Source organism: Streptosporangium sp. NPDC006007 (assembly GCF_040614315.1).
Classification (GTDB): domain Bacteria; phylum Actinomycetota; class Actinomycetes; order Streptosporangiales; family Streptosporangiaceae; genus Streptosporangium.
This window is the reverse complement of record NZ_JBEXUG010000048.1, coordinates 1-22,482: the sequence shown is the minus strand read 5'-3', so window position 1 is coordinate 22,482 and position 22,482 is coordinate 1. Positions and strand designations below refer to the sequence as shown.

Genomic DNA, 22,482 nt, shown 5'->3' with positions numbered 1-22,482 from the left:
TAGCCTGAGTTGGGAAATCGACATGGAGGCAGCGCATGTTGAAGGAAACGGTCAGCCCCGCCCATCCGGGGATCTCCTGGACCTGAGCACGCGCACGTAGAACCCAAAGGTGGCCGCTTTGCGTGGACTGCCGTGGTTCGCCAAGGTCTATCTGGTCACCGTGATCGGAGTGGCGTGCGCGCTGCTCGGACACAGCGTGACGGCAAGTGGCCGTCTGGGGTGGCTCGACTGGTCGAACCTACTGGTGCTGGCCCTGCTGTTCCTGGTGTGCGAGTCGGTGCCGACTCTGCTCAACGTCAAACAGGCGGCGGTGTCGGTCAGTTTCTCGGCCGCGCTCGCCGCCGTGGTGCTCGTCGGCCCCCAGGGCGCCGCGCTGGTCGGCATGACGGCCGTGCTCAGCGTGCGCCCCGGCCTGCCGCTGGTGAAGCGGCTGTTCAACGGTGCCCAGTTCGCCATCTGCGGCTATGCCGCCGGCTGGGCGTACGAATCGCTGGGGGGCACCGCCCGGCTGCCGGACATCGCCGGGTTCGACTCCCTGATCGTGCCGTTCGCGGGCGCGGCGGCCCTCTTCGTGCCGCTCAACTTCGCCCTGATCGCGGTCGTCCTCGTGGTCACCGGCCAGGCCGACCAGGTGCCGTTGCGCGGGCTCGCCCAGTTCATGGTCTCCTACCTGGGCTACGCCACCTTCGGGCTGCTGATCGCCGGGCTCTGGGCGACGGTCAACTCGATCTCGGCGGTGCTCGTGCTGCTCCCGCTGTTCGTCGCCCGGTGGGCCTTCGGCCAGTATCTCGCCCAGCAGCGCTCCTACGACGCCACGATCGCCGCGCTCTGCCAGGCGGTGGAGACCAAGGACTACTACACCCGCGGCCACTGCACCCGTGTCTCGCTGGCCTCCGGCATGATCGCGCAGGAGATCGGCATGGGCTCCGAGCGGTTGCGGGCGATCCGCTACGCCGGAATGCTCCACGACGTGGGGAAGCTGGGGGTGCCCACCAAGGTGCTGCAGAAGGACGGTCCGCTCACCGAGGAGGAGTTCGCCGCCATCCAGCTCCACCCGATGCGGGGGCTGGAGATCGTGCGCGGCATCGACTTCCTGGACGAGGCGTTCGCCGGGATCATGCACCACCACGAGCGGCAGGACGGCAGGGGCTATCCGATGGGACTGGCCGGGGACGAGATTCCGGAGTTCGCCCGGATCATCGCGGTGGCCGACGCCTTCGACTCGATGACCTCCGACCGCTCCTACCGGGGTGCCCGGCCGGTGGGGGTGGCCGTGGCCGAGCTGCGCAAGAACGCCGGCACCCAGTTCGACCCGGAGATGGTCAGCGCCTTCATCAAGGCGGTGGACCGCGACGGCTGGGAGCCGCCACGCAAGATCGTCGTGCCTCCGGCCGACACGGCGGAGACCACCGCCAAGGACCACGACGACCCCACCACACCCATCCAGGTGGTGCCGGAGCGATGAGCAGCGCGACCGCGACCCGCGCCCCCCGGATGTTCCGGCGACTCGACTCGGGCCAGCTCCTGCTGATCTGCGTGGCGGGGTTGCTGGCGCTGACCGGGGTGGCGCACACGGCCGCCGCCGGCCTGCTCGCCCCCGAGGTCGCCATCGGCTTCGGCGCGTTGATCGCAGCCGGGGAACTGGCCAGGCTCACGATGCCGGGCAACCGCGAGGTGGCGCCGATCGGCGCCGCCGCCGCGCTCGGCTACACGCTCCTGCTGGACCTGGGCAACGTCCCGGCACAGCACTCGGCGCTCCAGGTCATCGCGGTGCTGGCGGTCGGCATGGCCGCGGGGGCGCTGCCGCACCTGGCGGTGGGCCGCCCGCCGGGGGCGGACGCCATGGCACGCCGGCTGTTCACCGGCGCCCTGCTGGCCCTGGCCTACCGCCCGCTCGCCGGGCCGCTCTTCGGCCTCGCCAAGGGCCCCGAGGGCGACTGGTGGCCGGCCGTCGGTGTGATGGCCCTGCTCATCTCGGTGATGGTGCTGGTGGACGTGCTGCTGGCCGCCGTGCTCCGGGCCGAGCGGGTGCGCGCGGCCTTCGCCGTGGCCGTCCAGGACGAGCTGCGGATGGCCGCACCGCTCTGGGCCGCCGTCGCGGCCTCCGGCATCCTGCTCGCGCTCGCCTCGCACAGCATGGGCATGGCGGCACTGCTGGTCTTCGCCGCGCCGCTGCTGGTCACCCAGGTGGCCTTCCGCAAGTACGCCGGGATCCGCGCCACCTATCTCCAGACGGTCCGGGCGCTGGCGCGGGTCACCGAGGTCGGCGGCTACGTCGAACCGGGACACTCGCACCGGGTCAGCCGCCTGGCGGTCGCGATCGGCCGGGAACTGGGCATGGCCGAGCCCGAGCTGCTGGACCTGGAGTACGCCGCGCTCATGCACGACATCGGCCAGCTCTCGCTGCGCGACCCGATCCCCGGCGGTGCGACGGTGCTCACCGATCCCGAGCAGGCGCGGCGGATCGCCGAGCTGGGCGCGGAGGTGATCCGGCAGACCGGGGTGCTGGACCGCGTCGCCGAGATCGTCCGCCGCCAGTGCGACCCCTGCTCCGAGGCGCCGCCGCCGGCCAGTCTCGTCATCAAGGCGGCCAACGCCTACGACGACCTGGTCGGCGGCTCGACCGACCGTGACCGGGCCGGAGCCGCCCTGGAACGGCTCCGCCTGGGCGCCGGCGCGGAGTACGACCCCGCGGTGGTCGAGGCCATGACCCGCGTCATCGACCGGCTCGCCTCGCTGCACCGTCTCTAGGCGAGGCGACCCTGGACGTTCACCGAACCGCGCGCCGCCCGCCTGCGCCGGCCGGGAGCCGCGCGCCGTACCGGTGGGGTCGGCGGACGGCCGGTCGGGCAAGGGCGCGATCTCACCTGCCCCGCCTGTTTCGAGGGTGTTCCGAGAGAGGGCGATCATCGCGCCGTTGTGGGTTTCCTACAGATCGTGTCGCCGCGATCGGTGGTTTCGGGCGAACGGTTGTAGGGAGTATCCGGTCGTAGGGTGGAGCGGTCGAAAGGGGTCCATCAACGTGTTCGAGTCTGTTCTGGTCGCCAACCGTGGCGAAATCGCCCGGCGAATCATCCGCACGGTCCAGCGAATGGGGCTGCGGGCCATTGCCGTCTATTCCGAGGCGGACGCGGACCTCCCGTTTGTCGGGGATGCCGACGAGGCGATCCCGCTGGGGCCGGCCCATCCGGCGCAGAGCTACCTCGACGCCGGAAAGGTCCTGGAGGCCGCCCGGACGTCGGGTGCCCAGGCGGTCCACCCGGGGTACGGCTTCCTCTCGGAGAACGCCGTGTTCGCCAGAGCCGTCATCGACGCCGGCCTGGTCTGGATCGGCCCGTCGCCCGAGGCGATCGAGCGGATGGGCGACAAGATCAACGCTCGTAACCTCATGGAGCGGGCGGGCGTGCCCGTCGCCTCGGGGACCCGTACGCCGGTCACCGACCTGACGCAGGCCGTGACGGCCGTGGCCGGGATCGGTTACCCGGTCATGGTGAAGACGGCCGGTGGCGGCGGTGGCATCGGCATGGGGGTGGCCCACGACGAGGCCGGCCTGATCAAGGCGTTCGAGCAGGCGTCCAGGGCCGCCGCCCGCTTCGGCGGGACCCCCGCGATCCTGCTGGAGCAGTACATCGAGCGCGCCCGTCATGTCGAGGTGCAGATCCTCGGTCTCGCCGACGGCACCGTTGTCGCGCTGGGCGAGCGTGACTGCTCGGTGCAGCGGCGCCACCAGAAGGTCGTGGAGGAGAGCCCGTCCCCCGGCATCACCGGGGAACTGCGCGAGCGCATGCTGGCCGCGGCCGTGCGGGCCGGCGAGGCGGTCGGCTATCTCGGCGCCGGGACCGTGGAGTGCCTGGTGGACGTGGACAAGCAGGACTTCGTGTTCCTGGAGATGAACACCCGGCTCCAGGTGGAGCACCCGGTGACCGAGCTCGTCACCGGCGTGGACCTGGTCGAGCAGCAGCTGCGGATCGCCGCCGGGGAGACGACCGTGCCGCCGACGGCCACCAGCGGTCACGCGATCGAGTTCCGGGTCTACGCCGAGGATCCCAAGCGCTTCCTCCCCGGTCCCGGAAAGATCGGTGTCTGGGCCGAGCCGTCCGGTGAGGGGGTTCGGGTGGACTCCGGTTACGCTGCCGGAAACACCGTCACACCGTTCTACGATCCGCTCATGGCCAAGCTGTGCGTGTTCGGGCGGACCAGGGCCGAGGCCCTGGAGCTGGCGCGCAAGGCCGTGGCGGGCTTCACGGTCGAGGGCCCCAAGAACAACCTGCCGTTCTGCGCCGAGTTGCTGGAGCACCCCGAGTTCGTCGGCGGCGACTACGACACCGGGCTGGTCGCTCGGATGAGAGCCTGACCAGGTCCGTCTGACACAGTTGGATCACAGTGATTGATAGGAGTGTCCGGTGGCAGAAGTACACGCTGAGATGGTGGCGAATGTCTGGAAGGTACTCGTCGCCGAGGGTGACAGCGTCGCGGACGGTGACACGCTGGTCATTCTTGAGTCCATGAAGATGGAGATCCCGGTCATCGCCGAGGACGACGGTGTGATCGCCCAGCTCAAGGTCGCCGAGGGCGACGTCATCCAGGAAGGCGACCTCATCGCCGTCATCGAGTAGCCGCCGCCGTGGGCGGGGCGGGGGCGCCCTTCCGGGGGCCGTCACCGCGGCCGTGCCGACGGGGGAGGGGCCTGCCGCGGGTCACCCGGGAGCGGTCAGCCGGTGAGCTTCGCCAGGAAGCGCTCGCGGTCGACGACCACGCGCTCGACCGTGCCTGTCGCGACGACGGTGTGCCGGTCGCGGGCGGTGAAGGCGAAGACCAGGCGGCGGCCGTCGACCTCGGTGAGCTCGGCGGTGAGCTCTACGTGGGCGCCGATCGGGCTGGCCGCCAGATGCTCCAGCGTGACCCTGGTGCCCACGGAGGTCTGGCCGTCCCGCAGGGCGTCGGCGATCGCCTGGACGGTGGCCCGCTCGGCGAGGGCCAGCACGCGGGGGGTGGCCAGCACGGGGACGTCCCCGCTGCCGACGCTGATCGCGGTGTCCTCCCGCTCGACCATGACGAGAAGCCGGGCGCGCAGACCGGGAGTGAGCGTCATGCTCGTCAGCATAGAGTCTGATCCGTGACCTCCTACTGCGATCACTGCGGCCACCCGGCCGGTGAGGGCGACCACGCGGTCTGTCTCACCGCGCGTGCGATGGAGCCGCCCCGTTACTGCGCTCGCTGCCGCCGCCGGATGGTGGTCCAGGTGACTCCGCGCGGCTGGTCGGCGCGCTGCGCGGAGCACGGTTCACTGAACGGCTGATCCCCTCGGCCGCGCTTCTTCCGCACCGTCTCCGCCGCGCTTCTCCGCCGCGTTGCCGGTGCTCTCGCGCCGGCGCCTTTACGGGGGGCCGGGCGTCGGCGACCCGACCAGCGGGCTCATGTCTGGTGTGCGTAAGCTTGGGGGGTTTGTGGGAGGGGTGGGGCGGGTGGTGTGTTCGCGGTCCCGGTCGACCGGGTGTTCCCGCCGCGCTTATCAGCATTAATGACGTTTTGATTGCTTCTTTGGGCATAGATGTGCAATCTGTACAACTGCTCCCAAAGGTTTTGAGATTTGTGCGATGCTACGGCACGCGACGTGTTTATAAGCCGCCCGGCGTGCAGAGGTTCGTTACTTCGCCGTGACGTTGTCGCGATACAAATCCGCTTTGTTGGAGAACCCAGGGGTGGGAGCGGAGAGGGTTACGGGGGAGTCATGGTGGCCCAAGGCACGACGCTGGCGGGGCGGTATCGCCTGGATACCCGCATCGGCGCTGGCGGTATGGGCGAAGTGTGGCGTGGTGAGGACATCGTCCTGGCCCGCACCGTCGCCGTCAAGGTGCTGCTCCCGGGCCGTACCGACGATCCCGGCTTCCTGGTGCGTTTCCAGGGAGAGGCCCGGGCGATGGCGACGATCAACCACCCCGGGGTGGTCGACGTCTACGACTATGGGATTCACGAGGTACCCGGCGCGGGGGCGACGGCATACCTGGTGATGCGGTTCGTGGACGGAGAGCCGCTGGACCGCCTGCTCGGGCGGCTGGGGAGCATCGCCCCCGGAGCGGCGATGGAGCTCATCGCCCAGGCGGCCTCGGCCCTGCAGGCCGTGCACGATCAGGGGATCGTCCACCGGGACGTCAAACCGGGAAACCTGATGGTGCGGCCCGACGGCACGCTCGTGCTCACCGACTTCGGCATCGCCAGATCCGACGCGGCCAGCCGGCTGACCGACGCGGGCATGGTCTTGGGCACCGCCGCCTACTGCGCGCCCGAGCAGGCCGAGGGGGCGCCGGTCACCCCCGCGGTGGACATCTACGCGCTGGGTGTGGTGGCTTACGAGTGCCTGGCGGGGCAGCGGCCGTTCGACGGCGACACACCGGTCACGATCGCGCTCAAACACATCCGTGAGGCGCCCCCGCCGCTGCCGCCGCACGTCCCACCCGCTATCCGGGCCCTGGTGGAGCGGGCACTGTCCAAGGATCCGGCCAGGCGGTTCCCCAGCGCCGCCGCGATGAGCGGCGCCGCCAGGCAGACGGCGCCCGGTCTCCAGACCGGCGCCACGGCGGTGCCGTCGCCCCACGGGCCGCCGGCCGAGACCGCGGAGGGAGCCGGCTCCCAGGGCCTGTCTCCGCCGCGGACCGGCCGGCAGGGCGCCCTGCCGGCCGCGACCGCGGCGGCCCAGGGGCCGGCCACCGAGGCCGCCGGAAGAGGGCGCGGCCACCGTGCCGCGCAGCGGCCGAGGCGCAGGGGCGGGATGCTGGCCATGTCAGCGGCGGCGGGCGTGATATGCGTCGGGCTCGTCACGGTGGCGATCAACGGAATGGCGGCCTCGGGGAAGACGGAGGTCGACCCCACGGGAAGACCCGGCTCGACCTCCATCTCCGGCCAGTCCCCGAGACCCCCGAAGACCACCCGGCCCCGGACCCCCCGGCCGGCCACCACCTACCAGGCGCAGCGGCTGCCCACCCCCACCCAGGGCGACACCCCGCCCCCGACCCCCACCGTGACGCCGTCGGCGACCCCCGACCCGACCGGCGAGCCGACCTCGACGGGCAGCCCGACGCCCACCCCCACCGTGACCCCGGTGGTGAAGAGGAAGGTGCCGGACGTCATGGGGATGGCGCCGGAGGCGGCCGCGGAGACCATCAGGAAGGCGGGGCTGAAGGCGAAGGTCAGCTACAGCGCCGACGTCGACCACTCGCTCTGCATGAAGGTGGTCCTGCAGCACCCCGGCGGGGGAACCATGTGGGACCCCCGCAGATCCGTGGAGATCACCGTGGTCAACGACAAGTGCCCGCCGACCCCCACCCCGGTCCCGACGGCGACCTCCTAGACACCGGTGGTGTTGCGCGGGTAGGCGACGGACGGGTCGGTGGCGATGTTCACCAGGTACGGCACGCCGGAGTCGAAGGCGCGGCGCAGCGCCGGGCCGATCTCCGACGGGTCGGTGACGAGCTCGCCGCCCCCGCCCAGCGCGGTCACCACCTGGTCGTAGCGGCACTGCGGCTGGAGCTCGGCGGCGACGTCGTAGCCGTAGAGCATCCGCATGGGATGCTTCTCCAGACCCCACATGCCGTTGTTGCCGCAGATCATCACGACCGGCAGGCGGTGCCGTACCAGCGTGTCCACGTCCATCAGGGAGAAGCCCGCCGCGCCGTCGCCGAGCAGGAGCGCCACCTGCGAGGACGGCCGGGCCAGCCGGGCGGCGATGGCGTATCCCAGGCCGGTGCCCAGGCAGCCGTACGGACCGGGGTCGAGCCAGTTGCCCGGCTGGCTGGACTCGACGTACTTGCCCGCGTAGGAGACGAAGTCGCCGCCGTCGCCGATCACCACGGCGTCGTCGGCGAGGACCTTGCCGAGCTCGCCGTAGATCCGCACCGGGTGGATCGGGTCGGAGTCGGAGGTCAGCAGCCCGGCGTCGCCGGCGACGGCGGCCTGGGCGGCCTCGGTCAGCTTCGCCAGCCACGGCGCGTAGCCCTTGGGGGACACTCCGGCCTCGTTGCAGGCCGTGCCGAGCCCCCAGAAGACCAGCGACAGGTCGCCGGCGGCGACCCCCGAGGGCTCCGTGTGGGTGGTCAGCTGCGACGGCGTGTCGGCCAGGTGCACGACCCTGGCGAGCGGGTTGCCGTTCTTGCCGCCGAACCAGCCGTAGCCGAGGCGGAAGTCCATCGGGGCGCCCGCCACGATCACCAGATCGGCCTGGGAGAAGGCCAGGCCGCGGGCGCGGGTGACCAGCAGCTCGTGCCCGGCGGGCAGGACGCCTCGGCCCTGGCCGTTGGGGATGACCGGCAGGCGGAACTCCTCGGCGAAGGCCCGGGCGACCTCCTCGGCGCGGTCCATCCACACGTCGGAGCCCAGCACCAGCACCGGGCGCTCGGCCTCGGCGATCAGGCGGGCGATCCCGGCCAGCGCGTCGGAGTCGGGTTCGAGCGGCGACGGGGTCAGCGTCTCGGTGACGTGGTCGAGCGGCTGAGCGGCGGCGAACAGGTGGTCCATGTGGAAGTCGAGGAAGACCGGGCCGCGGTGCGGGGCGAGGGCGGTCCTGAAGGCCATCTCGACGTCCTCGCCGATGGAGTCGGGACCGGAACTGGTGAAGGCCAGTTTGGTGATCGGCGCGAACAGCGGGGGGTGGTCCATCTCCTGGAGCGCGCCCGACCCCCAGCGCGACTGCGGTGCCCGGCCTCCCATGACCACGACGGGGGAGCCGTTGAAGTGCGCGGTGGCCACGCCGCTGACGCCGTTGGTGACGCCGGGACCGGCGGTGAGCACCGCCAGACCGGGCCTGCGGGTCAGCCGGGCGGTCGCCTCGGCGGCGAAGACCGCGCTCTGCTCGTGCCGCACGTCCAGGATGGACACGCCCTCGTGAACCGCTCCGTCGTAGAGCGGGAAGACGTGCCCGCCGGACAGGGTGAACATGGTCTCGACGCCGTAGACCTTGGAGACGGCGACCGCGATGTCACCTGCGTGCTTTGGAGACTCCATATCGCGCAACCTACCAGTCAGTCACTTACCCGGACAGTGGTTGTTCTCCCTGCCCAGATTCGCGCCGACTAACGCCGCCGACGCCGGGAACGGGAGCCGGCCAGGCCGTGGAGGCCGGTCGGCGAACGCCCGTTCCCGGTGTGGTCCGGGCGGGGCCGGCGTGGTCAGAGGCTGTCGGAGAGCGCCTTGATGGGCATCTTCAGATCCACCAGCAGATCGAGGTCCGCACCGGCGTCGCGTCCCAGGGTGGTGAGATAGTTGCCGACGATGATCGCGTTGATCCCGCCGAGCATGCCGTCGCGGGTGCCCAGGTCGCCCAGGGTCAGCTCGCGGCCACCGGCGTAGCGCAGGATCGTGCGGGGCAGCGCGAGCCGGAAGGTGGCGATCGTCTTGAGCGCCTCGGCCCCCTCCAGCAGCGGGAACGACTCAAGGGGCGTGCCGGGGCGCGGGTTGAGGAAGTTCAGCGGGACCTCGTCGGGCCGCAGTTCGCCGAGCTGCCCGGCGAACTCCGCCCTCTGCTCCAGGGTTTCGCCCATGCCCACGATGCCGCCGCAGCACAGCTCCATCCCGGCCTCGCGCACCATCAGGCAGGTCTCCCAGCGCTCCTCCCAGGTGTGGGTGGTGACGACCTTCCCGAAGTGCGACCTGGCGGTCTCCAGGTTGTGGTTGTAGCGGTGCACGCCCATCCCGGCCAGCTCGTCCACCTGATCCTGGGTGAGCATGCCCAGGGAGCAGGCGACGTTGATGTCCACCGCCTCCCGGATCGCCTTCACACCCTCGCGGACCTGGTCCATCAGCCGCCGGTCGGGGCCGCGCACGGCCGCCACGATGCAGAACTCGGTGGCGCCGGTCTCCGCGGTCTCCCTGGCGGCCTCGACCAGGGAGGGGATGTCCAGCCAGGCCGCGCGGACCGGCGAGGGGAACAGCCCCGACTGGGAGCAGAAGTGGCAGTCCTCGGGGCAGCCGCCGGTCTTGAGGGAGACGATCCCCTCGACCTCCACCTCGGGGCCGCACCACTTCATCCGCACCTCGTGTGCGAGCGCCAGCAGGTCGGCGAGGCGGTCATCGGGTGATTCCAGGCACCGCAGAGCCTGCGCGGCGTCCAGCCCCCGGCCCTCCTGGAGGACCTGTACCCGGGCGATGTCGAGTATGTCGCTCATGCTGCTCCGCTCTCCAGCCTTCGTCTACGGCAAGAGCCTAAGGGTGGCCCGGAAGGCAGCGGGATCGAACCCGCCGCCCAGCGCCGGGCCCAGGGCGGCGCGGGCCATCCGGGCGAAGGCGTCCCGGCCGAGGGATCCGGCGCCCTCCGGGAGCGCGCCCGCGAGGGGCCGGGCGGCCAGCGTCTCCAGGTCCGTCACGTTGGACCGTTCGGCCAGGCCGGGATCGGCGGGCCAGGACCCGATCACCACGCCGACCGGCTCCACCCCCCGGTGGGCCATCGCCTCCAGCGTCAGCGCGGTGTGGTTGAGCGTGCCCAGCCCGGCCCGCGCCACCAGGAGCACCGGCGCCGACAGCGTCCTGGCCAGGTCGGCCAGGGTCGCCCCCTCCTCGTCGAAGCGGACGAGCAACCCGCCGGCGCCCTCGACGATCACCAGCCGGTGCGACCGTGCCAGCTCCTCGATCCGGAGCGCGGCCCGGTCGAGGGAGACCGGGGGCAGACCGGCCAGCCGGGCCGCCGCCGCGGGGGCCAGCGGGGCGGGGAACCTGGCGAACTCGAACGTGGTCGTCACCCCGGACAGCCGGATGACGTCGTCCAGGTCTCCGGGTTCGGCGTCGGTGACGCCGGTCTGCGCGGGTTTCACCACCGCGACCGAGGAGCCCCGCTCCCTGGCGAGTGAGGCCACCGCAGCGGTGACGACCGTCTTGCCCACTCCGGTGCCGGTTCCGGTGACCATGAGAACGCTCACCCGTCCCACCTTAGGTGTCCCGCTCCGCCTCGGTCCCGGCCGGGACCGAGGCGGAGCGGGGGCGGGTCAGGGGCGGCGCAGGCGGGTGACGAACTTGTAGCGGTCACCCCGGTAGAGGGACTGGGCCCACTCCACCGGGTTGCCGTCGGCGTCGAAGGCGTGCCGGGTGAGCAGGAGCATCGGCAGCCCGACGTCGACGTTCAGCACCTGCGCGTCGTACGGCGTGGCCAGCACGGTCTCGATGATCTCCTCGGCGTCGGTCAGCCGCACGTTGTAGGCGTTGTGCAGCGTCTCGTACAGCGAGGAGTGCACCTCCAGCTCGCGCCGGAGCCTGGGGAAGCGCCGGGCCGACAGGTGGGTGGTGTCGATCGACATCGGCTCGCCGCTGGCCAGCCGCAGCCGGTGGATCCGGAGCACCCGGCCGCCGGGGTTGATCGCCAGGCGGCGGGCCAGCGGTTCGTCGGCGGTGATGTAGTTGATGTCGAGGATCTTGGTGTCGGGTTCGAGGCCGACGGTCCGGAGGTCGCCGGTGTAGGAGGTCAGCTGGAGGACCTGGGCGACCTTGGGGTGCGCGACGAACGTCCCCTTGCCCTGGATGCGCACCAGGCGGCCCTCGACCACGAGCTCGGACAGGGCTTGGCGCACGGTGGTGCGCGACGTCTCGAAGCGGACCGCGAGGGTCCGCTCGGGAGGCAGCGCGCTGCCTGCGGCCAGGCTCTTGGTGAGGGCGAGCAGGCTGCGCTTTACGTCATAGTATTTCGGGATTCTGGGGGAGTCTTCCGTCACGCCCGCACCTCATCTGACGGCCGGGCACCGGCACCACCGCGGGCGCCTCGCCCGCGGGCCCGCTCGTTTCGCTCGCTCACATGGTCACCTTCATCATCTCGGCCACGGCGGTGAGCGCACCCCTGATCACCGCTAGATCATCGGAACTCAGATTGGCCCGCGCGGTCAACCGCAGACAAGAGCGGCCGGCCGGTACCGAGGGCGGCCGGAAACATCCGGCGCGCACCCCGTGTTCCGCGCAGATGACGGCGGCCCGAAGTGCCGTCTCGGGTGGGCCGAGCACGATTGGGACGACCGCACCCGCCGGATCGTGGGTCTCCAGACCGAGTTCGCGGGCCATCGAGGCCAGCTCTCTCGCTGTGGTTCGCACGTATCCGGGCAGTTCGGGCTGATTGTGAAGGATATCTACAGCGGCGAGTGCCGCGGCCACACAGCCGGGGGCCAGCCCGGTGTCGAAGATGAACGGGCGGCCCGTGTCCATCAGGGTTTCGATCACCTCGCGAGCCCCCAGCACCGCCCCGCCCTGAGAGCCCAGGGACTTGGAGAGTGTGACCGTTCTCACAATGCCGGGTTCGCCCGCCAGGCCCGCCGCGTGCACCGCCCCCTGTCCCCGGGGGCCGATGACGCCGATCGAGTGCGCCTCGTCCACGATCAGCAGCGCGCCCTGCCGTACGGCCGCCGCGTGCAGGTCCGCCAGCGGCGCCAGGTCGCCGTCCACCGAGAAGACCGCGTCGGTGACCACGACCGCGTGCTCGGTGTCCCGGCCGGCCAGTGCCTTCTCCACGGCCGTCACGTCCCGGTGCGGGGTGACGACCACGCGCGAGCGCGACAGCCGGCAGGCGTCCACGATGGAGGCGTGGTTGCCCGCGTCGGAGACCACCAGCGCGTTCCCGCCCAGGGTCGCCACGGCCGCCAGGTTGGCCAGGTAGCCGGATGAGAACACCAGGGCGCCCTCCGCCTGGGCGAAGGCGCGCAGCCGCTCCTCAAGCGCGGCGTGCAGCGCGGTGGAGCCGGTGACCAGGCGTGAGCCGGTGGAGCCCGTTCCCCACGTCCGGACCGCCGCCGTCGCAGCCTCGGCCAGCCGCGCGTCCCCCGCCAGCCCGAGGTAGTCGTTGGAGGCCAGGTCGATCAGGCCGTCGCCGTCCGGTGTGCGGGCACGCAGGGTCCGCCGCAGCCCCGCGGCCTCCCGCGCCGCCGACGCCGCACGGAACCGGGCCAGCGGATCGGGGCTCTCGTTCATAGGGGGCATCTTCCCAGTGGCCTCCGCCCGATTCGCGTTCGGGCCGGTAAAGAACGCATGATGCACGGGTGCCGACTCTAAGCGACCTGGCGGTTCGTCACACCGCGCTCGACGATGCGGACCTGGAGTGGACGCACTCGCTGGTCTCCGACTGGCAGCTGCTGGCGGACCTGTCGTTCGCCGACCTCATCTTGTGGATTCCCCTCAGGGACGGGACGGGCTGGATCGCGATCGCCCAGATGCGCCCCACCACCGGGCCCACCGTCTACCACGACGACATCGTGGGGATGACGGTGGCCGGCGGTGAGCGGGCGCTCATCGAAACCGCCTGGGACGAGCGGCGGATCTGCCGGGAGGGCGACCCCGACTGGTCGAGCGGGGTCCCGGTGCGCGAGGAGACCATTCCGGTACGGCGGGCCGACCACTTCCTGGGCGTGATCCAGCGCTCCACGAACCTCTCCTCGGCGCGGACCCCTTCGAGGCTTGAGCTCACCTATCTGCAGAGCGCCTCCGACCTGGCACAGATGGTGGCCGAGGGCCGTTTCCCCTTCTCGGGTGCCGAGCCGATCCTGGTCCGCTCACCGCGGGTGGGCGACGGGCTGCTCCGGCTGGACCGGGCGGGGCGCGTCACCTACGCCTCGCCGAACGCGCTGTCGGCCTACCGGCGCCTGGGCCTCAACGCGGACCTGGTCGGTGCCGAGCTGGGCCGTGTCACCGCCACCCTCTGCTACTCCGACGAGCCCATCAACGAGAACCTGATGATCGTGGCGAGCGGCCGGGAGCCCCGGGAGACCGAGGTGGAGTCGGGGGGCACGGTCGTGCAGCTGCGGGCGATCCCGCTGGTCGTCGGGGGCGGCCGGATCGGCGCGCTGGTGCTCATCCGGGACGTCACCGAGCTGCGCCGCCGCGAGCGGGAGCTGATGACCAAGGACGCCACGATCAGGGAGATCCACCATCGGGTGAAGAACAACCTGCAGACGGTGGCCGCGCTGCTCCGGCTGCAGGCCAGGCGGTTGCAGGTGCCGGAGGGGCGGGAGGCGCTGGAGGAGGCGGTGCGCCGGGTCGGCTCGATCGCGATCGTGCACGAGACGCTCTCCCACACGCCGGAGGAGCAGGTGGACTTCGACGACATCGCCGACCGGGTGATCGCGATGACGGCCGAGGTGGCGGCTCCGGAGGCGCAGGTCGTGCCGCGCCGGGTCGGCTCGTTCGGCGTGCTGCGCTCCGAGATCGCGACACCGCTGGCGATGGTCCTCACCGAGCTGTTGCAGAACGCGGTCCAGCACGGGCTGGCCCATCGACCCGGTAGGCTTCAGGTGATCGTGTCACGGGGGGCCGACCGGCTTGACGTGATCGTCTCCGACGACGGCAGTGGCCTGCCTCCGGGTTTCGACCTGGAGACCTCCGCCAGCCTCGGGCTGGAGATCGTGCGCACGCTGGTCGTCGGCGAGCTGTCCGGCAGGCTGACCATCGAGCCCAGGCAGGGGGGCGGCACCGAGGTCACACTCGGCATTCCCCTCCCCGCGGCCTGAGATGGACCGCAGGAGGGGAGAGGCGTTCGGGGGGTGCCTTCCGTCCGGGGGTTCAGACGCCGGCGCGGGCGCGGGCCGTGCGGCGCTTGAAGGCGCGGCGTTCGTCCTCGCTCAGGCCGCCCCAGACCCCTGCGTCCTGGCCGGACTCCAGGGCCCACTTCAGGCAGGCCTCGCTGACGTTACATGTGTGACAGACCTGCTTGGCCTCTTCGATCTGCATCAGGGCGGGGCCGGTGTTGCCGATCGGGAAGAACAGCTCGGGGTCCACGTCACGGCAGGCAGCTCGGTGGCGCCAGTCCATGCGTCACTCCTTCGTAAGAGGAGCCCTTGCTTCGGCTCCAGCGGCTTACTTTGTGAAGACTTTCACTAATCAGCGCGGATGATTGCCCGGTCCTGTTGGGGCCGGGCTCACGTTCGCTTGATCGCCGGTGGCCTGGGGGCGGGATGGCCGCTCAAAGGTCCTACGTTCCGACGTCAATGTTGAGATTGTCAGCCACGCTCAGTACATGCAAGAGGTTTGGGAGAACGTTTTGCCTGATATGCATGTCGGATGCGTCACATAATGACCGGATGTAACGGCCTAGACCAACACTTGTAACGCTTTCGGGACAGAACGGTAGGTCACCCGCTCGACCTCCCCCAGGTAGTCGCCGTCGAGCTGGAAGGCCACCGGCCGCTCGGCGTGGAGCGTGAACTCCCGCTCGTCATGAAGCTGCACGAGGTGCCGGCCGGTGGGCAGGGTGTCGCGATCTCCGATGATCTGGGGGATGAGGTGCAGCATCGACGGCAGCCCCAGGCGCTGCAGCCCCAGCATGTCGAGGCCGGTCTCGAAACTCGCCCACGGTGTCGGGCTGACCGCCCTGGCCCCCACGTAGCTCCAGGGCGAGGTGTTGGAGACGATCGCCATGAAGACGCCGCCGGTCGGCGGCACGTCCGGTCCCTCGACGGTCATGGCGGCGTGGCGCTTGTCCGTCGAGAGATAGTGGTGCAGCGCGGTGTTCACATAGCGGGCCGGGGTGGCTCTGCGCCCGGTGCCCCGCATCCCCTCGACAGCTCGGATGACCTCGGCGTCGTACCCCAGTCCGCTGCAGAAGGTGAAGTATCTGCGCCGGTCGTCCCAGATCGCCTGGCCGAGCCCGACAGTCCGGCGCCGGTCGTCGCGCAGCGCCTCAAGCACCGCGCCGACCGCCTCGACCGGGTTGTTCGGCAGCCCCAGCGCCCGCGCGAAGACGTTCGCGCTCCCACCGGGGATCACCAGCAGCGCCGGCCGGTCCACGGCGCTCCCGTCCTCCTCGCCGCTCCTGCTGTCGTCCGCGTCGAGCAGCCCGTTCACGGTCTCGTTGATCGTGCCGTCGCCGCCCAGCACGGCCACCACGTCGAACCCGGCGGCATGGGCCTTGCGGGAGAGCTGGGCCGCGTGCCCCCGGTAGGCGGTCTCCTCGACCGTCAGGTTCATGCATCCGCCCAGTGCTCCGATCAGCACGTCCCGCGTTCGCCGGTTGGTCGTCGTCGCCTTTGGATTCACCAGGAGCATCGCGCGCATAATTCCAGCGTATCCGCCGGTAACGGCGTCGTGGCCGGATAGAACGAGGCGAGATGCCCCGGCGATAGGGTTGAGCCGTGCCGAATCACCGCCCGCTGACCCTCACCGTCGCCGCCGCCGTCATGGGGCTGGAAGGTGTCACCACCCTGTTGCTCGGCGGCTACGTCGGCGTGGAGACGGTGATCGGCCGACCGGCCGACACGATGAGCTCGCTCTTTCTCACCGCGTTCGGGATCCTCGTCGGCGTGGCCCTGCTCTGGGTGGGCCTGGGCATGCTCAGGACGGAGCGGTGGGCGCGGAGCCCGGGGGTGCTGACGCAGATCTTCGCCGGAGTGGTCGGCATCACGCTGATCCAGTCCGATCAGCGGGCCATCGGCATCCCACTGATCGCCGTGACAGTGATCGGACTGGTCGCGTTGCTGTCCCCGCCGACGACCCGGGCCCTCTACGGGGAACAGGACTAGTCCTCGGCCGTCAGCCCCTCACGGAGCTGGGCCAGGGTCCTGGCCAGCAGCCGGGAGACGTGCATCTGTGAGATGCCGAGCTCGGTGGCGATCTGCGACTGGGTCATGTTGCCGAAGAAGCGCAGCAGCAGGATCCGCTTCTCGCGCGGCGGCAGCCGTTCGAGCAGGGGCTTGAGCGACTCGCGATACTCCACACCCTCCAGGGAGTCGTCCACGATGCCCAGGGAGTCGGCCACCGCGGGGGCGTCGTCGTCGCCGGAGTCGGGCGCGTCGAGGGAGACCGTGGAGTAGGCGTTGGCCGACTCCAGCCCCTCAAGCACCTCCTCCTCGGTCATCTTCAGGAACGTGGCGAGCTCACCGACGGTGGGAGCGCGTCCCTCACGCTGGGAGAGCTCGCTGATCGCCTTGGTGAGCGAGAGCTTGAGCTCCTGCAGACGGCGCGGCACGCGGACCGCCCAGCCCTTGTCGCGGAAGTGCCGTTTGATCTCGCCGACGATCGTCGGGGTGGCGTAGGTGGAGAACTCCACCCCCCGGCCGAGGTCGAAGCGGTCGATCGACTTGATCAGGCCGATGGTGGCGACCTGGGTCAGGTCGTCGAGCCATTCGCCCCGGTTGCGGAACCGGCGGGCGAGATACTCCACCAGGGGAAGGTGGAGCTCGACGAGCTCGTCACGGATACGCTGGCGACGCGAGTCGTCGGGGGTCAACTCCGCCAGTTCCGCGAAGAGCAGGCGCGCGCGCACCCGGTCGGGCACGGCGTGGTCGCTGGCGGCCATGGCACGAGTCCTTTCCGTCACGCCGGCCTCGCTGCGCCTCGGCGCTTGCGTAGCACGATCGCCATGCGGTCGGGGGAGTCGGTTACGGCATCCACGTCGTCGGCCAGCGCGGTGAGCACCATCCACGCGAAGTCGTCGCGCTTGGGTGCGGAGCTGCCGACCGTGCTGACCTCGACCCGGACCTGCATCAGCTGCCCGGTGAGCTCGAACTCGGCCGTCAGGTCGGTGCCGGGGACGGCCTGGGTCAACAGCATCGCGCACGCCTCGTCGACCGCGATGCGCAGGTCCTCGATCTCGTCGAGCGTGAAGTCCAGGCGCGCGGCCAGTCCCGCGGTCGCCGTACGGAGCACGGACAGGTAGGCGCTCGCGGCCGGTAGCCGGACGCTCACCACGTCACGGATCCCGCCCAAGCCGACCGCGGGCGTCTCGGTGTGTTCGGTCACGTTCCTCCTCGCAGAGTCGCTGACTGCAACCTACAGCCCCGTAGCGGTGGTTGGCCCGCTTGGACTCGCGATCGGGGCGATTTGGCACCTCAAGAACACTTTAAGACACCCGAATGAGGCCTATGAACAGGTCAGGCCCCGTGTGGTCGCACACCACACGGGGCCCGGCCGCGTCGAACGCGGGGCCGGCTCAGGCCGCCTTGGTCTCCCAGAAGATCTTGGAGATCTCGTCGATCTTGCTCAGCAGCTCGTCGGCCTTGGCGGCGTCCACGGTGCCCTTGGCGCCCGCCGCGCCGGCCAGCTTGGTGGCGTCCCAGAAGAGCTGGTGCAGCTGCGGGTAGGTCTCCAGGTGCGGGGGCTTGAAGTAGTCGGTCCACAGCACCCACAGGTGGTGCTTGACCAGCTCGGCCCGCTCCTCCTTGATGGAGAGCGCACGGGAACGGAAGACCGGGTCCTCGTTCGCGGCGTACTTCTCCATGATGGCCTTCACCGACTCGGCCTCGATACGAGCCTGCGCCGGGTCGTACACGCCACACGGCAGGTCACAGTGCGCGGACGCGACGTGCTTGGCTGGTAGAAGTCGTGCAAGCATCGGAAAATCCTTCCTTGATGCTGGAATCAGCATGGTCCGCTACCGACCTTACTCGTCTTCAAATGGCCGCGTGGATGGGGTTGAGCTCCATGAGAGTCCGTGTCGAGGGTGACTCGATGCTGCCCGCGCTGCGCCCCGGCGACCGGCTCTGGGTACGGCGCGGCGCCCCGATCCGAGCCGGTGACCTCGTCATCGCCAGGCTCCCCTCCGACCCGTCGTCGCTGATCGTCAAGCGGGTGGTCTGGGAGACGGCCGGGGGATGGTGGCTGGAGAGCGACAACCAGCGTGCCCCCGGGCGCCGCGACAGCTGGGACTTCGGCGCCGTGCCGCCGTCGCTGCTGGTCGGCCGGGTGGTGGCGCGCTACTGGCCGCCGCCCTTCCTGCGGGCACGGTAGGCGGCCACGTTCGCCCGGCTGGCGCAGCGCTCGGAGCAGTAACGCCGGGACCGGTTGGACGAGGTGTCCAGGTAGGCCCGCCGGCAGGGGACCGCCCGGCACAGGCCCAGGCGGTTCACCCCGAGATCGGTGACCAGGGTGGCCAGGCCCATCACGGCGCCCACGGCGTACTGGTCGGCCATCCGGCCTCCCTCGGTGAGGTGCATGTGCCAGCGTTCGCCGTCGTGGCCGGAGATCTGGGGTTGCACCGGATGCTGGATCAGCAGCGAGTTGAGCCGGTCGACCACGGCCTGCTCCTCGCCGCCGGCCGCGGCCTCGAACACGACGATCAACTCTTCGCGCAGGTCGCGCAGGGCCTCCAGGTCGCTCCGCGTGATACGGCAGCCGGGGCGGTAGCGGCGGCCCTCCCGCAGGAGGGCATGCAGTCCGTCCAGGCCGGTCAACCGGTCGGGACTGTTGATCAGCAGTACGGCGAGCTCGGCGTAGGAGGTCAGATCCATCGGGCGGTCCGTCCATGTAAGCGATGAACGAAGCCCTGAGTATTACATGTATGACCTGGTCAACACCATGTCAGTGAGAGTGAGCCGCCCCTGTCACAGGGGGCGGCCTCCCCATGTGGCACAATCAAGCAGCGGGTGACCCCCGTCCCCCCTCCAGACCACCGCTCCGGCGAGCGGGCCCGCGCGACTACCGAAGCCGGGCCACGCCCGTAACGGTGTCTATGAAGGATCAATCCGTCTTGAACTACAGGGGTCGCTGTGGCAGTAACGCCTTCCTCCATCTCCCTCGAAGCACTTGATCTCGACCCGGCCTTCGCCCTGCACCGCGGGGGCAAGCTGGAGATCCGCTCAACTGTTCCGGTACGCAACGCCGACGACCTGGCACTCGCCTACACCCCGGGCGTGGCCAAGGTCTGCACCGCGATCGCCGAGGAGCCCGGCCTCGTCAACGAGTACACCTGGGTGTCCAACGTGGTGGCGGTCATCTCCGACGGCACCGCCGTTCTCGGCCTCGGAGACATCGGACCCGCCGCGGCCATGCCCGTCATGGAGGGCAAGGCCCTGCTGTTCAAGCAGTTCGCCGGGGTCGACGCGGTGCCGATCTGCATCGCCTGCACCGACGTGGACGAGATCGTCGAAACGGTGGCGCGGCTCGCCCCCTCCTTCGGGGGCATCAACCTTGAGGACATCAGCGCGCCCCGCTGCTTCGAGGTCGAGGACCGGCTGCGCGAGCTCCTGGACATCCCGGTCTTCCACGACGACCAGCACGGCACCGCGATCGTCGTGCTGGCGGCGCTGAAGAACGCAGCCCGGCTGACCGGCCGCTCGCTCGGCGACCTGCGGGCCGTGGTCGCCGGCGCCGGCGCCTCAGGGGTGGCGGTCAGCCGCATCCTGCTCAACGCCGGCATCGGCGACATCGCGGTCTCCGACTCCAAGGGACTCATCCACCAGGGCCGCGACGGGCTCAACCCGGTGAAGGAGGCCCTGGCGCGCGACACCAACAGGGCCGCCCTGCAGGGCTCCACCGAGGAGGCGCTGGCCGGCGCCGACGTGTTCGTCGGCCTCTCGGGCTCCACCGTGTCGGAGGAGGCCGTCGCGTCGATGGCGCCCGGTTCGATCGTCTTCGCACTCTCCAACCCGACCCCCGAGGTGCACCCCGAGGTCGCCAGGAGGCACGCCCAGGTGGTGGCGACCGGCCGTTCCGACTTCCCCAACCAGATCAACAACGTGCTGGCCTTCCCCGGCGTCTTCCGGGGAGCGCTCGACGTCCGGGCCTCCACCATCACCGAGAACATGAAGGTGGCCGCGGCCGAGGCCCTGGCCGCCGTGGTCGGCGGCGACGAGCTGTCGGCCGACTACGTGATCCCGAGCGCGTTCGACGAGCGTGTCGCCCCCGCGGTCGTCGCCGCGGTCGCCGCGCAGGCCCGCGCGGACGGAGTGGCCCGCCTGTAGATCTCCTTCCGGGACCTCCCGGAGTGTTCCGGTGAAGACGCCCCTCGCCCAGTCGGCGAGGGGCGTCTCTCCGTTTCGGGAAACCCAAAAAATAGTCACAGATTGTGCTATAAAAAAAGCTCTCCGTTACCTGATCGGGCAAGGGCGTGCACGAGGGGCGGATGCCGGCGCAGGGGTGTCGACACGTTCCCCGAGCTCAACCGGCTCTCAGGGTGAGGAGAGCGATGGAACGCGAGCCCAACCGTTTACTCCGGCGGCTCATCGCCGAGTCGGGTTTCACCCATAAAGGGCTGACCCGAAGGCTCAACGAACTGGGCGTGACCCGTGGTCTGTCCGGCCTGAAGTACGACCACGGCTCCGTTCTGCACTGGATCGGCGGTCAGCGGCCGGGGGATCCGGTCCCGGCCCTGCTCGCGGAGATCTTCACCCTCCGGCTCGGCCGGTCGGTCAGCGCGGACGACCTCGGCATGCCGGCCGTCTCGGCACCTCTTGACCTGGGACAGGAGTTCCCCCATACGTGGCAGGAAGGGATCGCGACCGTGACAGCACTGTGGCGCGGGGACGTTGAGAGACGCAGATTTCTGCTCGACTCCACCTTCGCGATCGGCGCCGGGACCACCGGAGCCCTGCGTTGGCTGACCCTCCCGGCGGAAGGCGGCCCGGCGGCGGGCGGCGCCCGGCGGGTGGGCATGGCCGACATCGCCGCCGTCCGGGAGGTGACCAGGGCCTTCGGCGAGTTGGACAACAGGTTCGGCGGCGGCAGGGTCAGGCCGGCGGTGGTGAGATATCTGGACACCGCCGTCGCCCCGCTGCTCAGCGAGGGCTCCTACGGCGAACCCACCGGCAGGGCGCTGGCGTCCGCCGCGGCCGAGCTGACCAGGCTCGCCGGATGGATGGCCTACGACCTGGAGCAGCACGGCCTGGCCCAGCGCTACCTCATCCAGGCGCTACAGCTGGCCAGGGGAGCGGGAGACCACGGGTTCGGCGGGGAGATCCTCGCCGGGATGAGCCACCAGGCCATATACATAGGGCAGCCCGCGCACGCCCTCGACCTGGCCCGCGCCGCCCGGCTCTCGGCCCGCCGCGCGGGCGTCCTCACCCTGCTGGCGGAGGCCCACGTGCTGGAGGCCCACGCCCACGCCCTGCTGGAGGACCGCGCGGCGTGCGGGCGCGCCCTGCACGAGGCCGAGACGGCCTTCGACCGGCGCGTGGCCGCCGACGAGCCGGACTGGATCGCCTACTTCGACGAGGCGTATCTGTCGGCCAAGTTCGCCCACTGCTTCCGCGACCTGGGCGACGGCGCCAAGACCGTACGACATGCCCGGCGGTCGCTGGAGATGGACGGCCGCTACGTCCGTGGACGCATGTTCAACCTGTCGCTGCTCTCGGCGGGACTGCTCGGATGCGGCGAGCTGGAACACGCCTGTACGGCGGCGGCGGAGGCGCTGGAGCTGGCGGCAGGCCTGCAGTCCGTGCGCACCCGGTCATACGTGACCGACCTGCGGCGGCGGCTCACCCCCTTCGCCGCCGAGGCGCCGGTGGTGGAGCTGAAGGAGCGGAGCAGAGAACTCGTGCTCGCCGGGTGAGCCCGCCACGCGCGCGGGAAAGGCGGGTACGGCACAGGCGCGGAGGGGAGCGGGTCACGGAGAAGGGGGCGGACACGGCAAAGGGGCCCGGCGGCTGCCGGGCCCCTCTGTTTGAAACCGGGTGAGCTAGAGGTTTGGACCCCCTGGCTCAGGAATCATCCGATCCTTACGGCTTACTTGTAGAGCTCGCCGTTCGGGCCGACGATCCGGCCGGACCACACGTTGGCGGCCTTCTTGTAGATGTCGGCGGTCTCGCCGTCGAAGTAGGC

Annotated in this window: 23 protein-coding genes; 11 read left to right on the top strand and 12 right to left on the bottom strand. The window is 70.7% G+C overall.

The features are described 5' to 3' along the window. Nucleotides 1–109 precede the first annotated feature (109 nt). From ABZ194_RS26435 to ABZ194_RS26420, 4 genes are all read left to right on the top strand, one after another. Nucleotides 110–1,465, top strand: a complete 1,356-nt coding sequence (locus tag ABZ194_RS26435; protein ID WP_355599714.1) for an HD-GYP domain-containing protein — start codon at nucleotides 110–112, stop codon at nucleotides 1,463–1,465. Next, entirely contained in the window at nucleotides 1,462–2,751 is a 1,290-nt protein-coding gene (locus ABZ194_RS26430) for an HD domain-containing phosphohydrolase (RefSeq protein ID WP_355599713.1), read from the top strand. Before ABZ194_RS26435 ends, ABZ194_RS26430 begins: the two co-directional genes overlap by 4 nt. Before the next feature lie 271 nt (nucleotides 2,752–3,022). Further along, nucleotides 3,023–4,354, top strand: coding sequence for a biotin carboxylase N-terminal domain-containing protein (locus tag ABZ194_RS26425; protein WP_355599712.1), 1,332 nt, complete (start codon nucleotides 3,023–3,025; stop codon nucleotides 4,352–4,354). A 49-nt stretch (nucleotides 4,355–4,403) separates the two neighbouring features. Continuing rightward, nucleotides 4,404–4,616, top strand: coding sequence for a biotin/lipoyl-binding carrier protein (locus ABZ194_RS26420; protein WP_355599711.1), 213 nt, complete (start codon nucleotides 4,404–4,406; stop codon nucleotides 4,614–4,616). 95 nt (nucleotides 4,617–4,711) lie between these two features. On the opposite strand, the gene ABZ194_RS26415 is transcribed toward ABZ194_RS26420, so the two are convergent. Further along, the gene (locus tag ABZ194_RS26415) at nucleotides 4,712–5,092 is read right to left on the bottom strand and encodes a hotdog domain-containing protein (protein WP_355599710.1); all 381 of its coding nucleotides are present in this window, start codon (nucleotides 5,090–5,092) and stop codon (nucleotides 4,712–4,714) included. Between the two features lie 24 nt (nucleotides 5,093–5,116). On the opposite strand from ABZ194_RS26415, the gene ABZ194_RS26410 reads away from it, so the two are divergent. Both ABZ194_RS26410 and ABZ194_RS26405 read left to right on the top strand, forming a co-directional pair. After that, a complete protein-coding gene (locus tag ABZ194_RS26410; RefSeq protein ID WP_355599709.1) occupies nucleotides 5,117–5,299 on the top strand; it encodes a hypothetical protein in 183 nt (60 codons plus the stop codon). 432 nt (nucleotides 5,300–5,731) lie between these two features. Beyond that, on the top strand, nucleotides 5,732–7,348 hold the full coding sequence (locus ABZ194_RS26405; protein ID WP_355599708.1) for a serine/threonine protein kinase: 1,617 nt from the start codon (nucleotides 5,732–5,734) through the stop codon (nucleotides 7,346–7,348). On the opposite strand, the gene ABZ194_RS26400 is transcribed toward ABZ194_RS26405, so the two are convergent. From ABZ194_RS26400 to ABZ194_RS26380, 5 genes are all read right to left on the bottom strand, one after another. Then, nucleotides 7,345–8,997 (bottom strand): acetolactate synthase, encoded by a 1,653-nt coding sequence (locus tag ABZ194_RS26400; protein ID WP_355599707.1) that lies wholly within the window; start codon nucleotides 8,995–8,997, stop codon nucleotides 7,345–7,347. The genes ABZ194_RS26405 and ABZ194_RS26400 overlap by 4 nt on opposite strands. A gap of 164 nt (nucleotides 8,998–9,161) precedes the next feature. Then, complete coding sequence (gene bioB / locus ABZ194_RS26395; RefSeq protein ID WP_355599706.1) at nucleotides 9,162–10,157, bottom strand: biotin synthase BioB; 996 nt, start codon at nucleotides 10,155–10,157, stop codon at nucleotides 9,162–9,164. Nucleotides 10,158–10,181: 24 nt separating this feature from the next. Further along, the gene (gene bioD, locus ABZ194_RS26390) at nucleotides 10,182–10,904 is read right to left on the bottom strand and encodes a dethiobiotin synthase (RefSeq protein WP_355599705.1); all 723 of its coding nucleotides are present in this window, start codon (nucleotides 10,902–10,904) and stop codon (nucleotides 10,182–10,184) included. Nucleotides 10,905–10,970: 66 nt separating this feature from the next. Beyond that, complete coding sequence (locus ABZ194_RS26385; RefSeq protein ID WP_355599704.1) at nucleotides 10,971–11,690, bottom strand: GntR family transcriptional regulator; 720 nt, start codon at nucleotides 11,688–11,690, stop codon at nucleotides 10,971–10,973. 76 nt (nucleotides 11,691–11,766) lie between these two features. Further along, the gene (locus tag ABZ194_RS26380) at nucleotides 11,767–12,930 is read right to left on the bottom strand and encodes an 8-amino-7-oxononanoate synthase (protein ID WP_355599703.1); all 1,164 of its coding nucleotides are present in this window, start codon (nucleotides 12,928–12,930) and stop codon (nucleotides 11,767–11,769) included. Between the two features lie 68 nt (nucleotides 12,931–12,998). Here ABZ194_RS26380 and ABZ194_RS26375 point away from each other — a divergent pair, with 68 nt between their 5' ends. Then, nucleotides 12,999–14,462: a histidine kinase N-terminal domain-containing protein gene (locus ABZ194_RS26375; RefSeq protein WP_355599702.1), complete on the top strand. Its 1,464-nt coding sequence runs from the start codon at nucleotides 12,999–13,001 to the stop codon at nucleotides 14,460–14,462. Between the two features lie 52 nt (nucleotides 14,463–14,514). Here ABZ194_RS26375 and ABZ194_RS26370 read toward each other — a convergent pair whose 3' ends face one another. Together ABZ194_RS26370 and ABZ194_RS26365 are read right to left on the bottom strand one after the other, a co-directional pair. Continuing rightward, entirely contained in the window at nucleotides 14,515–14,763 is a 249-nt protein-coding gene (locus ABZ194_RS26370) for a WhiB family transcriptional regulator (protein WP_355599701.1), read from the bottom strand. Between the two features lie 279 nt (nucleotides 14,764–15,042). Continuing rightward, nucleotides 15,043–16,005: a diacylglycerol kinase family protein gene (locus ABZ194_RS26365; RefSeq protein ID WP_355599700.1), complete on the bottom strand. Its 963-nt coding sequence runs from the start codon at nucleotides 16,003–16,005 to the stop codon at nucleotides 15,043–15,045. Nucleotides 16,006–16,082: 77 nt separating this feature from the next. Between ABZ194_RS26365 and ABZ194_RS26360 the strand changes: the two genes are divergently transcribed. Continuing rightward, on the top strand, nucleotides 16,083–16,469 hold the full coding sequence (locus ABZ194_RS26360) for a hypothetical protein (RefSeq protein ID WP_355599699.1): 387 nt from the start codon (nucleotides 16,083–16,085) through the stop codon (nucleotides 16,467–16,469). Here the strand turns inward: ABZ194_RS26360 and ABZ194_RS26355 are convergent. The 3 genes from ABZ194_RS26355 to sodN all read right to left on the bottom strand — a co-directional run bounded on the left by ABZ194_RS26355 (nucleotide 16,466) and on the right by sodN (nucleotide 18,280). Next, nucleotides 16,466–17,245 carry an RNA polymerase sigma factor SigF gene (locus ABZ194_RS26355; protein WP_221465310.1) on the bottom strand — a complete coding sequence of 260 codons (780 nt, stop codon included), beginning with the start codon at nucleotides 17,243–17,245 and terminating at the stop codon, nucleotides 16,466–16,468. The genes ABZ194_RS26360 and ABZ194_RS26355 overlap by 4 nt on opposite strands. Nucleotides 17,246–17,262: 17 nt before the next feature. Continuing rightward, on the bottom strand, nucleotides 17,263–17,688 hold the full coding sequence (locus ABZ194_RS26350; RefSeq protein ID WP_355599698.1) for an anti-sigma factor: 426 nt from the start codon (nucleotides 17,686–17,688) through the stop codon (nucleotides 17,263–17,265). A gap of 190 nt (nucleotides 17,689–17,878) precedes the next feature. After that, nucleotides 17,879–18,280, bottom strand: a complete 402-nt coding sequence (gene sodN, locus ABZ194_RS26345) for a superoxide dismutase, Ni (RefSeq protein WP_355599697.1) — start codon at nucleotides 18,278–18,280, stop codon at nucleotides 17,879–17,881. 89 nt (nucleotides 18,281–18,369) lie between these two features. Here sodN and ABZ194_RS26340 point away from each other — a divergent pair, with 89 nt between their 5' ends. Next, nucleotides 18,370–18,675: a S24 family peptidase gene (locus ABZ194_RS26340; protein ID WP_355599696.1), complete on the top strand. Its 306-nt coding sequence runs from the start codon at nucleotides 18,370–18,372 to the stop codon at nucleotides 18,673–18,675. On the opposite strand, the gene ABZ194_RS26335 is transcribed toward ABZ194_RS26340, so the two are convergent. Then, on the bottom strand, nucleotides 18,642–19,175 hold the full coding sequence (locus ABZ194_RS26335) for a CGNR zinc finger domain-containing protein (protein ID WP_355599695.1): 534 nt from the start codon (nucleotides 19,173–19,175) through the stop codon (nucleotides 18,642–18,644). The two genes, ABZ194_RS26340 and ABZ194_RS26335, sit on opposite strands and share 34 nt — an antisense overlap. Nucleotides 19,176–19,433: 258 nt before the next feature. On the opposite strand from ABZ194_RS26335, the gene ABZ194_RS26330 reads away from it, so the two are divergent. Both ABZ194_RS26330 and ABZ194_RS26325 read left to right on the top strand, forming a co-directional pair. After that, entirely contained in the window at nucleotides 19,434–20,627 is a 1,194-nt protein-coding gene (locus tag ABZ194_RS26330; RefSeq protein ID WP_355599694.1) for an NADP-dependent malic enzyme, read from the top strand. A 224-nt stretch (nucleotides 20,628–20,851) separates the two neighbouring features. Then, on the top strand, nucleotides 20,852–22,213 hold the full coding sequence (locus ABZ194_RS26325) for a hypothetical protein (protein ID WP_355599693.1): 1,362 nt from the start codon (nucleotides 20,852–20,854) through the stop codon (nucleotides 22,211–22,213). Nucleotides 22,214–22,482 lie beyond the last annotated feature (269 nt).

Coding starts and splice junctions, on each gene's coding strand:
- ABZ194_RS26430 (WP_355599713.1), top strand. CDS start 1,462: ATGAGCAGCGCGACCGCGACCCGCGCCCCCCGGATGTTCCGGCGACTC.
- ABZ194_RS26415 (WP_355599710.1), bottom strand. CDS start 5,092: ATGACGCTCACTCCCGGTCTGCGCGCCCGGCTTCTCGTCATGGTCGAG.
- ABZ194_RS26405 (WP_355599708.1), top strand. CDS start 5,732: ATGGTGGCCCAAGGCACGACGCTGGCGGGGCGGTATCGCCTGGATACC.
- ABZ194_RS26400 (WP_355599707.1), bottom strand. CDS start 8,997: ATGGAGTCTCCAAAGCACGCAGGTGACATCGCGGTCGCCGTCTCCAAG.
- bioB (WP_355599706.1), bottom strand. CDS start 10,157: ATGAGCGACATACTCGACATCGCCCGGGTACAGGTCCTCCAGGAGGGC.
- ABZ194_RS26380 (WP_355599703.1), bottom strand. CDS start 12,930: ATGAACGAGAGCCCCGATCCGCTGGCCCGGTTCCGTGCGGCGTCGGCG.
- ABZ194_RS26370 (WP_355599701.1), bottom strand. CDS start 14,763: ATGGACTGGCGCCACCGAGCTGCCTGCCGTGACGTGGACCCCGAGCTG.
- ABZ194_RS26365 (WP_355599700.1), bottom strand. CDS start 16,005: ATGCGCGCGATGCTCCTGGTGAATCCAAAGGCGACGACGACCAACCGG.
- ABZ194_RS26355 (WP_221465310.1), bottom strand. CDS start 17,245: ATGGCCGCCAGCGACCACGCCGTGCCCGACCGGGTGCGCGCGCGCCTG.
- sodN (WP_355599697.1), bottom strand. CDS start 18,280: ATGCTTGCACGACTTCTACCAGCCAAGCACGTCGCGTCCGCGCACTGT.
- ABZ194_RS26340 (WP_355599696.1), top strand. CDS start 18,370: ATGAGAGTCCGTGTCGAGGGTGACTCGATGCTGCCCGCGCTGCGCCCC.
- ABZ194_RS26335 (WP_355599695.1), bottom strand. CDS start 19,175: ATGGATCTGACCTCCTACGCCGAGCTCGCCGTACTGCTGATCAACAGT.
- ABZ194_RS26325 (WP_355599693.1), top strand. CDS start 20,852: ATGGAACGCGAGCCCAACCGTTTACTCCGGCGGCTCATCGCCGAGTCG.